Source organism: Microcystis sp. M015S2 (assembly GCF_020245945.1).
Classification (GTDB): domain Bacteria; phylum Cyanobacteriota; class Cyanobacteriia; order Cyanobacteriales; family Microcystaceae; genus Microcystis.
The window spans coordinates 90,860-105,961 of the sequence record NZ_JADBTX010000004.1 but is presented as its reverse complement, the minus strand read 5'-3'; the positions used below and the strand labels follow the sequence as shown (position 1 = coordinate 105,961).

The 15,102-nt window shown below is 42.8% G+C and carries 8 protein-coding genes; all 8 read left to right on the top strand.

Translation table 11 applies throughout. The annotated features are described in order from the left end of the window. The gene (locus IM473_RS00780) at positions 1 to 3,933 is read left to right on the top strand and encodes a beta-ketoacyl synthase N-terminal-like domain-containing protein (protein WP_287690311.1); all 3,933 of its coding nucleotides are present in this window, start codon (positions 1 to 3) and stop codon (positions 3,931 to 3,933) included. Positions 3,934 to 3,961: 28 nt separating this feature from the next. After that, a complete protein-coding gene (locus IM473_RS00775; protein ID WP_002798961.1) occupies positions 3,962 to 5,281 on the top strand; it encodes a flavin-containing monooxygenase in 1,320 nt (439 codons plus the stop codon). Positions 5,282 to 5,330: 49 nt separating this feature from the next. Continuing rightward, positions 5,331 to 6,506 (top strand): type III polyketide synthase, encoded by a 1,176-nt coding sequence (locus IM473_RS00770; RefSeq protein ID WP_104397156.1) that lies wholly within the window; start codon positions 5,331 to 5,333, stop codon positions 6,504 to 6,506. Positions 6,507 to 6,518: 12 nt separating this feature from the next. After that, the gene (locus IM473_RS00765; RefSeq protein WP_002731647.1) at positions 6,519 to 7,124 is read left to right on the top strand and encodes an isoprenylcysteine carboxyl methyltransferase family protein; all 606 of its coding nucleotides are present in this window, start codon (positions 6,519 to 6,521) and stop codon (positions 7,122 to 7,124) included. A gap of 80 nt (positions 7,125 to 7,204) precedes the next feature. Continuing rightward, positions 7,205 to 8,836 (top strand): FAD-binding oxidoreductase, encoded by a 1,632-nt coding sequence (locus IM473_RS00760; RefSeq protein ID WP_287656929.1) that lies wholly within the window; start codon positions 7,205 to 7,207, stop codon positions 8,834 to 8,836. Positions 8,837 to 8,884: 48 nt separating this feature from the next. Further along, the gene (locus IM473_RS00755; protein ID WP_287656928.1) at positions 8,885 to 10,186 is read left to right on the top strand and encodes an MFS transporter; all 1,302 of its coding nucleotides are present in this window, start codon (positions 8,885 to 8,887) and stop codon (positions 10,184 to 10,186) included. Positions 10,187 to 10,246: 60 nt separating this feature from the next. Then, positions 10,247 to 11,602, top strand: a complete 1,356-nt coding sequence (locus tag IM473_RS00750) for an efflux RND transporter periplasmic adaptor subunit (RefSeq protein WP_287656927.1) — start codon at positions 10,247 to 10,249, stop codon at positions 11,600 to 11,602. A gap of 42 nt (positions 11,603 to 11,644) precedes the next feature. Next, positions 11,645 to 14,743 (top strand): efflux RND transporter permease subunit, encoded by a 3,099-nt coding sequence (locus IM473_RS00745; protein WP_287656926.1) that lies wholly within the window; start codon positions 11,645 to 11,647, stop codon positions 14,741 to 14,743. Positions 14,744 to 15,102: the final 359 nt, after the last annotated feature.

The following is a 15,102-nucleotide window of genomic DNA, read 5'->3' as shown; positions in this document are numbered from 1 at the left end:
ATGAGCTTAATAAAAGATGCCTTAAATCAAATTAAGGTCTTAAAAACTAAGCTACATACCCTAGAAAAAGCTAAGAATGAACCAATTGCAATTATTGGTATGTCCTGTCGCTTTCCCCAGGGAGCTAATTCACCGGAAACTTTTTGGGAATTATTGCAATCAGGAACCGATGCCATCAGCGAAATTCCGCCGCAGCGCTGGAATATTGACAATTATTACGATCCTAAGCCCGATGCAAGGGGAAAAGTCTATACCCGTCACGGTGGCTTCTTAAATCAACCGATAGATCAATTTGACGCTGATTTTTTTGGTCTTTCTCCCCGGGAGGTAGCACAAATGGATCCGCAACAGCGATTACTGCTGGAACTAGCCTGGGAAGCTCTGGAAAATGCGGGAATATCACCCTTAAATCGGCGAGGAAGTCAAACGGGGGTATTTATCGGCATGATGACTCAAGATTACTCCCATTTTAGCCATCATCCCGATCTGATTGATGCCTATACGGGAACGGGAAATGCTAAAAGTGTAGCTTCGGGACGTTTATCCTATCTTTTTGGATTTCATGGCCCAACTTTAACGGTTGATACTGCTTGTGCCTCCTCTTTAGTCGCTGTTCATTTAGCTTGCCAAAGTTTACGCAATAACGAGTGTGAAGTTGCCCTAGCTGGGGGAGTCAACCTAATGTTAACTCCCTTCGTTACTATCATGGAATCCCGCGCCCAGATGTTGTCTCCTGACGGTCGTTGTAAAACCTTTGATAGAACAGCAAATGGCTATGTGCGGGGAGAAGGCGGCGGTATTATAGTTTTAAAGTCTTTATCTGCGGCTATTCGGGATAATAACTTGATTTTAGGACTAATTAAAGGTTCGGCCGTTAACCATGGTGGTACGAGTAGCGGTTTAACAGTTCCCAATCAACTTAGTCAAGAACAATTGATTCGTCAAGCTTTAAAAAATGCTCAGGTAAAGCCAGAGGACATTAGCTATATTGAAGCCCATGGAACTGGCACTTCTTTAGGCGATCCCATTGAATTAGGTGCATTATCGACAGTTTTTGCTAAAAATCCCCAACCGGTTTGGGTTGGTTCCGTCAAAACCAATATCGGCCATCTAGAAGCGGCCGCTGGTATTGCCGGACTGATGAAAGTGATTTTATGCTTGCAACATCGACAAATTGCCCCCCATCTCCACTTCCAGCAACCGACACCCCATCTAGACTGGGAAAATCAGCCGCTGAAAGTTCCGACTAAAAACCGTGAATGGGTTAGTGAAAATTCTGCTCGTTTAGCTGGAGTTAGTTCTTTTGGCTTAAATGGCACTAATGCCCATATTATTCTCGAAGAATACCCTTACGAACCTCAAACGACTGCGGCACCTGATTCATCGCCCTATCTGTTCACCCTCTCAGCCAAGACTGAATCGGCTTTAATCAAACTAGCCCAAAAATACGCACATTACCTAGAAAGTGCGAAAAATATTGCTTTAAGCTCCATTTGTGCTACTAGCAATCGCAGTCGCTCCCAATTACCCCATCGTTTCACCTGTATTGTCTCTAGTCACTGCCAACTTCAAGAAAAATTAGCCGCTTTCGTTCAAGGTGAACCCAGTTCTTTTCGCCAAAAAAGTGAATTTAATGGCAAAAATCGGGCAAAAATTGCCTTTCTCTTTCCGGGACAGGGTTCTCAATACCCAGGTATGGGAAGGGAACTATACCAATGTTATCCTCTATTTCGTCAAACACTCGATCGCTGTGCTGAGATTCTCCGTCAATATGGGGACTATTGCCTAACGGAGATTATTGACCAAGAAAATCATCTCAATCAAACTTTTTACAGCCAACCTGCCCTATTTGCTCTCGAATACGCCCTTTTTAAACTCTGGGAATCCTGGGGAATTACCCCCCATGGGGTTATGGGTCATAGTTTAGGGGAATATGTGGCCGCCTGTGTTGCTGGAGTCTTTAGTTTAGAAGATGCCTTAAAATTAGTCTTCTATCGGGCTAAATTGATGGATTCTGTGGGAAAAAGCGGTTCAATGGTCGTTATCTCGGCTAGTGAAGCTGAAATTATTCCCTTAATTGCCCCCTATCAATCTCAGGTCGCTATTGCCGCTATTAATGGTCAGGATAATATTGTCCTGTCCGGTGCTGCAGAGACCATAGAAACCCTGGTAAAACAGCTTCAGGTCAAAAATCTGAAAATTACCCGGTTAAATGTCTCTCAAGCCTTTCATTCCCCTCTGATGGAGAAGATTTTAGACGAGTTCCGACAAATTGCTGAAACTATCACCTATCATCCCCCCCAACGAGCCTTAATTTCTAACCTTAATGGCAACTTAGTCAATTTTGAGGTCACTACTCCCGATTATTGGTGTCGTCATCTCCGGTCTTCTGTTCGCTTTGCCGATGGGATAAAAACCTTACTGGACAACGGTTATGAGCTATTTGTCGAATGCGGCTCCCATCCCGTTTTATCGGGTATGGGCAGCCTACTGGATAAAAATTATTCTTGTCTTTGGTTGCCCAGTTTGCGTCGTCAAACCTCTGACCGACAACAGATTCTCGAGAGTGTCAGTCAGCTTTATCTGCGGGGATTCGCCCTGAATTGGCAAGAGATAACGGCCAATCAAGACAGTAAACCCTGTATCTTACCGACTTACAGCTTTGAAAGAAGTAGTTATTGGCTAAAAACAGGCGACTTGACCCCAGAAGAAGCGCAATTATTGCCTGAATTGTCGAAATATCTCCTAGAAACACCGCCGCAACCGCCGGAAGTTGTCAAAACCACCACCGCATCATCTTCTGGTCATCTAATTACCCTTGACTCTCTTTTGGCCACACCCGCAGAGAAACAGCTTAAACAACTAGAAACCTACATTATCGGTGTTTTAGAACAGATTACTGGTTTATCCGTGGTCAAGCTACATACCAAGCAACCGCTCTCTAGTTTAGGCTTAGATTCTCTCATGTCCAGTCAATTACGACGTCAACTAGAGGAGGATTTAAAAATTATTGTTCCCGTGGAATACCTAGCGGGATTGAGTATTGAGCAGTTTTTACCGCAAATATTCAACTTAATCACCCAAAATTCCCAAACTGCAACTAGCAATAAAACTCCTCTCCCCTCAAAACAGAAAAAACCAATCAAGACGACTAAAGCCGAAAATATCTCTAATGATCCGAAACTTTGGCTAATTCGCAAACAAGCTAATCCTAACGCCAGCATTCGTCTATTTTGTTTTCCCTACGCCGGTGGGAGTGCCTCCGTATTCCAAAATTGGCTGAATTACTGCCCCAAGCAAGTGGAATTGTGGGCGATTCAACTACCCGGACGCGAAACGCGTCTTCAGGAAACTGCGATTACATCGCTAAAATCCCTGATTAATCGTCTCATTCCGATTCTGACTCCCTATTTAGACCAACCTTATGCTTTTTTTGGTCATAGCATGGGTTCTTTAATCAGTTTTGAATTAACCAGAGAATTAGCTAAAACTCGGCAAAATCTACCCCAACATTTATTTATGTCTGGATTTCGAGCGCCTCAAATTGTCAATCCTGATTTACCCATTCATCGTCTGGGAGATGAGCAATTTTTAACAGCTTTAGGTCATTTTCAAGGAACCCCAGAAACTCTCCTCAAAAATCCCGATTTAATGGCGGCTTTTTTGCCAATTTTACGAGCAGATTTCAAACTCCTAGAGACCTATTCTTATCAACAAGGTCAACCCTTAAATTGTCCTATTACCGTTTTTGGAGGCCACAACGATGCCAAGGTTTCTGCCGATCAATTACAACAATGGCAACTGCAAACCAATCAAGATTTTGTCCTGCATACCTTACCGGGAGGACATTTCTTTATCAATCAACATACGGAGAAAATTATGAAAATAATTTGCCAAAGTTTACGAGAGTTTCCTGAACAAATGACTGCCTAATCAACCAATTATTCAAGGGAGAAAAATCATGACTTTAGATTACAAAGAGCAATACTGTATTATTGGGGCTGGTGCCGCAGGATTAGCGGCGGCTAGAGCCTTAAGCAAAGCCAAAATTCCCTTTAATGTTATCGAATCTGCCCAGGATGTTGGGGGTATTTGGATTTATGATCGTCCCGATAGTCCAATGTATAAAAATACACATCTGATTGGTCATAAAACCACACAACCTTTTTCCGATTTTCCCATGCCAAAAGATTACCCAGATTATCCCAATCATCGGTTAGTCTATGAATATCTTCGCAATTATGCCGCTCATTTCAATCTCTATGATTTCATGGAATTTAATCTCAGCGTGGAGAAAGTAAAAAAAGCGGGTAACTTTTGGGATGTCACCCTTAGCAACCAAGAAACCAGACGATACCGAGGGGTTTTAATCGCTAGTGGTTATCATAGTAAACCGAATATTCCTCAATTTTCTGGGCATTTTGACGGGGAAATTATCCATTCAAAAGATTATGATAATCCCGCTCAACTAAATGCTAAAAAAGTCCTAGTAGTTGGAGCGGGACAATCAGCCATGGATTTAGTCGTCGAAGCGGCTATCAATGGCAGTAAAACTTTCCATAGTACCCGCCGTGGCTTTCTCTGTATGCCGAAATTTTTGTTCGGTTTGCCCCCAGAATGGGTGATGATTAACACGCCAATCATGAATCTAATTCCAGCCCAAGAACACATGAAAATGATGGCTTTATTATCACCAATAGCTCTATTCTTACAAGGAGTTAATCTCAAAAAACTCAATATTCCTACAGATTGTAAAAGTAACGGTCTAATTATTCCCAACAGTGACCAACAAATCTATCGTTATTATGTGCATGGAGATGTCACCCATAAGCCTAATATCCAAGAATTAGACGGAAAGAATGTTATTTTTGCCGATGGCAGTACAGAAGAAATTGATCTGATTATCTACGCCACTGGTTACAAAATTGAATTTTCTTTTATTGACAAATCGGATTTAAATTGGCAAGAAGGAACCACCCAGCCTAACCTCTATATGAATGTTTTTCACCCAGAGGAAAATAACCTGTTTGTCATCGGAATGGTTCATCCCACTGGCACCCACTGGCGAGTATTTGAAGAACAAAGTAATTTAGTGGCCGCTTATCTACAAGCTCAGGATAAAAAATCCCGGTTTGTCTATAAATTTGAAAAGCTAAAACGTCAAATTAGTGCCAATTTAAGCGCCGACAATAAACACCATAGCGGTACTCACTCCTTAGTGATTGACAAATTGGGTTATATACGCCAAGCCCAAGGATTAGCTCGCCGATTACTGGCTTAAATCTCCCACGATAATTCCCCCCCCCTGAAATCCCTCTCTCTTAACTCCAATGCCCTACATTATTGAGACAGCTACTGGTTTTCCAGAACATTACTATCCCCAAGAAGTTCTAGAAGTCAATATCAGAAATCATTGTGCTAATCTTCTTCAAGATTATTGCCGAGAAAATCAACTCGACTTCCAGGAACAAACCTTTTTTGATTTAGAACAAATTCATCGTTTTTTCAGTAATGTCAAAATTCAAGGGCGATACTTCACTATTCCCCTAGATGAATTCGATGCCGATAATCCTCCTGGAATCGCCCAACCCTTTCGTCAAATGGTCGATCTAACTATGGATTTAGTAACATCGACAGTAACTAATTTGCTCAAAAAAGCCGCTCTTTCTCCCAAAGAAATCTCCCTAGTTACTTCCGTTACTGTTCTTCCTTCCGTTCCTTCCCTAGAAAGTTTACTCCTCAATCGTCTAGATTTTTCCCTCGATATCAAGCGGCAAGCGTTATCCGGTGTCGGCTGTTTGGGAGGCGCCCAAGGATTAGCCAGAGTAAACGATTATCTGCAAGGACATCCCACCGAAGCAGCGATTTTGTTTACCACCGATCCCTCCTCTGGCCTTTGGCAAGGGTCAATTCATAGCGATTTAACGGAATTATTGGGACAATTACCCGAAGATCCGTCTCAATATAGCAATATCATTATGACCCTTGTGGTAGCGGCTTTATTTGGCGATGGAGTCGGCACGGTTCTCTTAGCGGGAGATGAACATCCCTTAGTCAAGCAAGGTAAAGCAAAACTGAAGATTATCGGCACTCAATCGCTATTAATGCCCCACACAGAGCATTTAATGGCATTACCTTTAACAGACTACGGTTTTCGCCAAATTCTTCGCCCAGAAGTCTCTGATTACGTCAAGGGTGGGGTGAGAAAAGCGGTGACATCTTTACTGGAAAAAACAGGAGTTTCCCTCGAGGAAATTGTCTGTTGGATGGTGCATCCGGGGGGTCCAAAGATTCTCGATGCAATAGTTGAAGAATTTCAGTTAGAACCGGATATTTTACAGGTTAGTTGGGATATTTTGGCAGAAATTGGCAATATTGCCTCTGCTACTATCCTCTGCATTCTCGATGAAACCCTTTCCCGTCCCCATCCTCCCACGGGTTCCTACGGATTAATAATTTCCATGGGGCCTGGATTTGCTCAAGAAGCCATTTTAGTTCAATTCTAAGGATATTTAAGGATGTTAAGCCAAATAGTTTTCATTGCCCTGATTAGTTACATTATTGTCCAACGAGTGCGCGTTACTCGTCTGAGTAAACAGAATATGGCCAAAGTCTTAGCGGAAGGTGGCAAACTGCATAGTTCTAATTATGTGGGATTCGTCAAGATTTTCCAATCTAGCTGGATGCTTTGCATGATCGGGGAAGTTTATCTGCTCGATCGACCTTTTATTCCAGCATTGGCTTTATTTTCCCTAATTACTACTTTTTTAGCTCAAAAGCTCCGCTATGCCTCCATTGAAGCCTTGGGCGATCGCTGGATTCATCAGGTGGTCACGGTTCCTCAGACACCCGTGATCGACAATGGCATTTATCAATATATCCGTCATCCTAACTGGTGGGCCATGATCACGGAATTAGCGGTGGTTCCCTTGTTTCATACCGCTTATCTGACATCTATAGTCTTTAGTCTCCTGAATGCTTGGTTATTAATCCAACGCATTCCGGCTGAAGAAGAAGCTTTGAGTCAAGACACCAATTATCAAGCAGTTTTCGCCAATACTCCCCGTTTTATTCCTAGTTTTAGCGCAATTTTCTCTCGCAAACAGCAACCGCTTAAAAGTTAATTGCCACGGATAGCAGGGCCGGTTCCCTACGGCCCTTTAATTACCCTTCATACCTGAATTTCAAGGAGAAAAAAAATACTATGGACTCTCTAATTGTTTCCGAAAATATTATTAGCGACAATTTAACTAACGCTCTACAGGAATGGGAAAATTTATTAGGCTCCGAATATGTCAGCACCGATAACAAAAAACGCCTAGAAGCCGAGACCGCTACCTACGAAACCCATGCTAAAATCCCGGCAATTATTCGCCCAGGTAATCGTCAAGAAGTCCAAGAATCTCTAAAAATTGCTAATCGCTATCAAACCCCTGTCTATCCTATTAGTACGGGTAAAAATTGGGGTTATGGTTCGCGAGTTCCTAGCCGCACCGGTTCGGTTTTAATGGATTTGAGTCGATTAAATCAGATTTTGGATTATAATGAAACCCTAGCTTATGTAACTATTGAAGCGGGTGTTACTCAGCGACAACTCTACGATTTTTTGCAGAAAAATGGCAATAAATTATTAATGAGTGTCACTGGTTCGACTCCTGATTCTAGTATTATTGGCAATATTCTCGAACGAGGTGAAGCCAAAGGACCTTTGGGCGATCGCTTTAATCATGTCTGTGGAATGGAAGTAGTTTTGCCCACCGGTGAATGTGTTCATACGGGATTTAATCGCTTTGAAAACTCCCAAATAGGGGCGGTCAATCGTTGGGGAGTCGGTCCTTATTTTGATGGAATTTTTACCCAATCTAACCTGGGAATCGTCACCAAAATGACTTTTTGGTTAACCCCCTATCCTGAATATTTTCAGGCTTTTTTCTATAGCATCGATCAGGAAAATAAATTAGAGTTATTGATCGATAAACTACGTCAACTGAAAATGGCAGGGGTAATTAAAACCACCTTCCACATTAATAATAACTACCGAATGTTGTCTATTCAACAACAATATCCCTGGCAGGAATGCCAAGAAAAAACCCCTTTACCCCCCGATTTATTAGAACAATTAAGTCATCAATGGGGTGGCGGTGTTTGGATAGGAGAAGGTGCTTTATATTCGGCTTCACCAGAACAGGGAAAAGTTGAAAGAAACCTAATTGAAAAAGCCTTGAAAGGAATTGTCAATAAACTTATGTTTTTTGATGAAAATAAGTTCAAAATGGCCAGCAAAATGAGTCCCATTTTTAAAGTATTTACTGGTGTGGAAATTAAGGACAAGGTGGATTTAATTTATCACAAAAATCCCCAACGAGGAATGATTACCGAAAAAGTGCTGAAGATGGCCTATTGGCGCAAAAAAACGCCTCCCACTGATAAGTTGAATTTAGATCTGGATGCCTGTGGCATGATTTGGTGTGTTCCCGCCGTTCCTTTTCTGGGAAATCATCTCAGAAATGCTCTCAATATTATCAGCAGCATCGCTCAAAAATATGGTTATGAACCTAATATCGGCATTAACTGTATTACCGAGCGGAATATCAACATCAATGCTGCCATTTTTTATGATCGATTGCTAGAAGGAGAAGACCAAAAAGCCTTAAATTGTCACGATGAAATGTTGGCAGAATTGATCAATCAAGGCTATTATCCCTACCGTCTTAGTACCCACTCTATGAATAGTTTACCCCTAGCCAAAGACGATTATAGTTGCTTAATCCAGAAAATTAAAGACAGCTTAGATCCCAATCACATTCTCTCACCCGGTCGCTACGAATTTCTTTAAATAAGCCTAACAATCTACTGCTAACTGCCCATCTCTACCCCAATTCTAATGACTTCTAGCACTTCTAGCAAATGGCAACATCTCCGAATAGATTATCTTCCGTATATCACTGGTTGGTTTGGTAACTTTATCGTTAATAATGCCCTTCTAACCATGCTAATCTATCGCTACGACCCTGGCATTCCCAATGACTATAACTTATCCATTTTATTGCCCTCTGCTTTAGTGGGGATAGCGATAATGATTAGCCGTATTGCTGGGGCTTTTGTGCAGCCAGTGATCGGTTATTTTTCCGATCGCTTTTGGAGTCCTTGGGGCAAAAGAAGACCATTTATACTGGTCAGTTTACTCCCTTTAATTGGTGGTTTTATCCTGTTGTTTAATCCCCCTAATAACTTAAATCAAACCACTTACTTCATTTATTTAGTCACCATGCTTTGGGTGTTTTATGTGGGTATGGCATCCTACCATGTTCCCTATTTAGCCTGGTTGCCCACTCTCGCTAAAAGCCCAGAAGGAAGGGTTAAATTATCAACTCAAATCGGAATTTTTGGTTTAGTTGGTGCCACCATTGGTGGGATTATTGCCCCTTGGTTAACTGATAGCTATGGCTTTCAGGGCATGGGGATTGCTATTAGTCTTATTGGGGTAATTACTCTAGCCATGCCCTTGCTAGAAAAAGAAGAATATACTCCTTCTAAGGGCAAATATCCTAACTTTAAAACCACCTTAACGGCGGCTTTTACTAATCGGACTTTTTGTATCTATATGATCACCATGATCTTGGCGTGGATGGTGATTAGTATTATCTCGGTGATTCCGACTTTTTTAGTAATTGCTCTCCTCAAACGAGAGGTAAGTTTTGCCGCCGTGATTAATACTATTATCGTCGGTAGTGCCTTGGCTGGATTTACCCTGGTTTTACCCTTAGCGCAAAAATATGGCAAAAAACTGGTTTTTCAAGGTTCTTTAATCTGGGTTGGTCTGGGTATGATTGCCATGGCCTGTGGTCGTTTTTGGTGGCAAGATTCTTTGATTCCCTGGTTAATCCTTTCGATCATCGCTAATTTAGCCCTAGCCAGCTTTTTTAGTCTGCCGAATGCCATGTTATCGGACATTATCGATCAAGATGCGGAGCAACAAGGAATGGGCCGAGAAGCAATATTTTTTGGAACCAGGGGTCTTCTAATTCAATTTAGTCAAGGTGCGGGGTCTTTTCTAACAGGATTAATCCTGTCTTTCGGGAAAACTCCTGATAACCCCTGGGGGGTACAAATTGCCTTTTTGTCCGCCGGTATATTATCCCTAGCAGCGGCTTTTGTCCTACGGCCTTATGCCATCAAAAAATAGTTCTTTCCTCGCTAATCTGTTATTACTCTTGACAAAACCCTACTCATTTGGAACTAGATTATGACTTCCCCCAATCCCGTCACCAAACAGCAAGAAACTGCCATCAAAAAACTGCGATTGCCCTGGCGATTAATTATTACTGGTATCCTAGCAGCCACCTCGGTTTTTGCCTATCCTACCCTGCGTAATGTCCTCTTAGAAGACACCTCTGAATCCACCACCTCAGAAGAAAGCGCTTCGTTAGCAATCGATAAGAGCAAGACGGCAGCCTTACCGGTGCGAACCTTAACTTTAACTCCTGTCACCCATCATCAAGAACCGCGCCGTTATACGGGTAATATTGTGGCTAAACGGACAAGTGAACTAGGATTTGAGCGTTCGGGACAATTAATTAATTTATTGGTTCAAGAGGGTCAAGAGGTACGCCGAGGTACTTTAATTGCTACTCTGGATACACGCAATTTAGAAGCACAAAAACAAGAACTCATCGCCCAGCGATCGCAAGCCACGGCTAAACTGCAAGAATTACAAGCTGGTTCCAGGAAAGAAAGTATCGCCGCAGCCCAAGCAAAAGTCCGAGATCTCAGGGAACAATTAGCTTTAGCCCAATCTAAATACCAAAGACGGCTAGGATTGTATCAAGAAGGGGCAATTACTAGAGAACAACTCGAAGAAGTGCAAACCGATGTTAATGCCCAACAAGCGAGAATTGATCAAGCCCAAAGTGAATTAGATGAACTCAAAGCCGGTACTCGTCCCGAATTAATTTCTCTGCAAAAAGCCGTTATTGACCAATTCGATGCCCAACTGAAGAATATTAACTTAGAGATTGAGAAAAGCCAACTTAAAGCACCCTACGATGGCACTATTGCCCTCCTTCACGTCAATATTGGCACTGTTGTTTCTGCAAGTAATCCGATCGTTCGTTTGGTCGAAAGTAATCAACTGGAAGCGCGTATAGGGGTTCCCGTTGACCAGTCCGAAAAATTACCAATTGGGAGTAAACATCGTTTAAAAATTGGTGACAAAATAGTAACAGGACAAGTCACTTCAACCTTACCCCAAGTTGATCCAACTACCCGTACCGCCACGGTTATTTTAAGTTTAAATCAGACTCAGGGCCTGATTCCGGGGCAAGTGGTCAGCCTAGAATTATCTCAATCGGTTCCACAATCGGGCTATTGGTTGCCCACAGAAGCTTTAGTACAAGGCACGAGAGGATTATGGTCTTCCTATGTTCTAGGAGAAGCTAATCCCGATAATCCTCGACAATTTACCGTCAAACGCCAAGATTTAGAAGTTCTAGCGATTCAAGGCGATCGCTTGTTGGTGCGCGGGACGCTCACCTCCGGTGATCGGGTGATCGTCGAAGGGGTTCACCGCATCGTACCAGGGCAAATGGTGGAAATTTGGTAGTCAGCGGTCATTAATCAGCTTTATTATCCCTAATAATCTCCAATGAATAACTTATTTGAACGTAAACCTAGATTACTAATTCTGACCTTAATTCTGATTATTGTCTGGGGATTGTCTTCCTTTCAAATTTTGCCGCGCATGGAAGATCCCGAAACAATTAATCGAGGTGCCACCATTACCACCAATTTACCCGGTGCCAGTCCTTATCGGGTCGAATCCCTAGTGACCGAAAAAATTGAACAATCTCTCTCTAGCATCAAAGAAATTAGCCTGATTGAGTCCTCCTCAGAATTAGGGAGTTCCACGGTCAATATTGAACTTAAAGATGAAGTGACTGATGTGGATCCCGTCTGGTCACGCATTCGCGATCGGATTACCGATGTCATCCCGCAACTACCCCCAGAAGCCGAAAGACCCTTATACGAAGAAGGATATAGTCAAGCCTTTAGTTTATTGACTGCCATCCTTTGGGAGCTAGATACCGCTCCTAATTACGCTATTTTACGCCGACTTGGCCAAGAACTGTTCGATGAATTAGAAGCCCTTTGGGGAACCGAAAGGGTCGAGTTAGTCGGGGTTCCGGCCGAGGAAATTTTAGTCGAAATTGATCCGGTGAAATTATCCTCCCTAGGCCTAACTGCCGTCGAAGTTGCCCAACAAATTCAAACCAGTGATGCCAAGGTCGCCGCCGGACAACTTCGCAGTAATCGCAATAATTTATTATTGGAAGTCGATACCAGTTTAGAATCACTCTCTCGGATTCGAGCAATTCCGATTCGTTACAGTAATGATGGACAATTTACCCGTTTAGGAGATATCGCCCTAGTTACCAGGGGAATTCAAGAACCGCCGCCAGAACTAACTATTATTAACGGTAAACCGGCTATTGTGGTGGCCGCTATGATGGAATCGGGGCAACGCATAGACGAATGGACAACGGCAGCCCAGGCCAAGTTAGACCTGTTTCGACCCTCTCTCCCCCAAGGTGTTAGCCTCAAGATAATTTTTGCCCAAAATCGTTATGTGGCTAACCGAATCGATGGATTATTCAGCAACATGATCCTAGGGCTACTCTGTGTCATGGGGACAGCTTTTGTGATGATGGGATGGCAGTCCGCCTTGGTAGTAAGTCTATCCTTGCCTTTATCGATCCTGATGGTCTTTGCCGGTATGAATCTCTGGCAAATTCCCCTACATCAAATGTCGGTGACAGGAATTGTTATTGCTTTGGGACTTTTGATCGATAACGCTATTGTGATTGTCGATGAACTGCAAAAAGGACTACGGACGGGAATAGCTCACCAACATATTGTTGCTGAAACCGTTAAACAGTTAGGGATTCCCCTCTTAGCTTCTACCCTAACCACGATTTTGTCTTTTATGCCGATCGCTCTTTTGCAAGGAGGCACCGGCGAATTCGTGCGTACTATCGCCCAAACAGTGATCTTAGCCTTGGTTAGTTCTCTAATTTTGTCCCTAACGATTATTCCTATTCTCAGTTTACGTTTATATCAACTGACTCATCGATCGCACCAGACAAAAACCCATTGGTGGGATACGGGAATTAATTTACCGCTCCTAACGGGGTTGTATCGCCAAATTTTGAAGTTAATTCTCTATTTTCCCGTATTAGGTCTGGTTATTGGCTTGATTATCCCAATTACTGGCTTTGTTGTCGCCGGCACTCTCCCGGAAGAATTCTTTCCGCCGGCAGAACGAGATCAGTTAACCCTAGAAATCGAACTGGCCCCCACCACAACCCTAGAAGTAACTCAGGTAAAAGTGGCTCAAGCTGAAAAAATACTGCTAGATCATCGAGAAATTGCAGAAGTTCACTGGTTTTTAGGGCGTAATGCTCCCCCCTTCTACTATAATCTCTCCGATGGCGTCAAAGACTCTCCTAATTTTGCCCAAGCATTGATTCAACTTCGGCAAGTTTCTGATGATCCCCAATTGATCGAAACCTTACAAAAAGAATTGAGTCAAGCTCTACCGATGGCTAGGGTATTAGTCAGCCCCCTAGAACAGGGTCCACCGGTGGGGGCTCCGATCGAAATTAGGGTTTATGGCTCAGAATTGGAGATGTTAAGGAAAATTGGCGAGTCCTTACGGGAAGAACTGGCAAAAATACCCGAAATAACCTATTCTGTTGCTGATTTAAGTGAAATTCAAGCTAAATTAGCCTTAAAAATTAATGAAGAAAAAGCTCGACTGATTGGTTTGGATAATGCGGCGATCGCAAGTCAATTGGATAACCTTTTAGAAGGTTCTGTGGGTGGCTCGATTTTAGAAGCAACGGAAGAATTACCCGTACGAGTCCGAGTCGGTAATCGCGATCGCGAGCAACTGCCACAAATTGCCTCTTTAAATATTCTCGGTAATTCCGCCACTGCTGAACGGGCGAATATTTCCCTTTCCTCTGTGGCAGAATTTGATTTTCTCCCCGAATTAGCCACGATTCCTCGACGAAATGGCAAGCGAATTAATACGGTGAAGGCCTATGTTCAAGCTGATGCGATCGCTGCAACGGTTTTAGACGAATTTCGCCAAAACTTAGAATCGGGCAAATTTTCCCTTCCGCCAGGGTATCGGCTCGAATTTGGCGGAGAGGAAGAAGAAAGAGATACGGCTGTGGCTAATCTAATTGCTAGTGTGGGAGTCTTGACGATTCTAATGCTATCAACCCTTGTTCTTTCTTTTAACTCCTTCCGTCTTGCTGCTCTAGTTACTGTCGTCGGTATTAGTTCGATTGGACTAGCCTTATTTTCCCTCTGGTTATTTGAATATCCCCTAGGATTCATGTCGATTTTAGGCACTATCGGCTTAGTTGGGGTTTCCGTTAATGATTCTATTGTCGTGGTAGCGGCTTTACAAGCTTTACCCCCCCATCTTCAACGCCAACGAAAGGCAATCCGGGAAGTGGTCATTGCTTCCACCCGTCACATTCTCACCACTACCTTAACCACGGTGACGGGATTTGTGCCATTATTTCTCTACGGCGGCGCTTTTTGGGAACCCCTCGCTCTCTGTATTTCCATCGGGGTGATGGGAACCACCCTAAGCGCACTGGTATTTGTCCCGTCGGGATGGTACTATCTCGCTCAAGCCCAAAAGGTTTCCCCTCTGTCTGTTTCTGAGTAGCTTGATTAAATACCACTTTTGTAGAGACGTTGCCTAGCAACGTCTCTATTGATTTGGGTAAAAATACCCTGAAAGTCCTCTCGGCTCCACCGCCCTGATCCGAGAAAGTACGGAGAATTAGCTGAGTTAAATATAATCGAGTTTAAACAATAGATAAGTTTTTTAACAAGAGTAGTGTTAGATACTAATTACCCGATGGACTGGGGTAGAATTGGAAAAACCAGTCCAACTGTTTTAGCCAAGCTACTTAACTATGATGAAAATTAACTTGCTGTTCGCGTTATCTTCTCTTAAAAAATCGACAAAAAACTTTACATAAACTCAAAAGAGAGCCTGATAAATTTCTTATCTAAAAGCTG

Bases quoted from the DNA above. Each gene is read 5' to 3' on its own strand.
- IM473_RS00750 (WP_287656927.1), top strand. From the start codon at position 10,247: ATGACTTCCCCCAATCCCGTCACCAAACAGCAAGAAACTGCCATCAAA.
- IM473_RS00775 (WP_002798961.1), top strand. From the start codon at position 3,962: ATGACTTTAGATTACAAAGAGCAATACTGTATTATTGGGGCTGGTGCC.
- IM473_RS00770 (WP_104397156.1), top strand. From the start codon at position 5,331: ATGCCCTACATTATTGAGACAGCTACTGGTTTTCCAGAACATTACTAT.
- IM473_RS00780 (WP_287690311.1), top strand. From the start codon at position 1: ATGAGCTTAATAAAAGATGCCTTAAATCAAATTAAGGTCTTAAAAACT.
- IM473_RS00765 (WP_002731647.1), top strand. From the start codon at position 6,519: ATGTTAAGCCAAATAGTTTTCATTGCCCTGATTAGTTACATTATTGTC.
- IM473_RS00745 (WP_287656926.1), top strand. From the start codon at position 11,645: ATGAATAACTTATTTGAACGTAAACCTAGATTACTAATTCTGACCTTA.
- IM473_RS00755 (WP_287656928.1), top strand. From the start codon at position 8,885: ATGACTTCTAGCACTTCTAGCAAATGGCAACATCTCCGAATAGATTAT.
- IM473_RS00760 (WP_287656929.1), top strand. From the start codon at position 7,205: ATGGACTCTCTAATTGTTTCCGAAAATATTATTAGCGACAATTTAACT.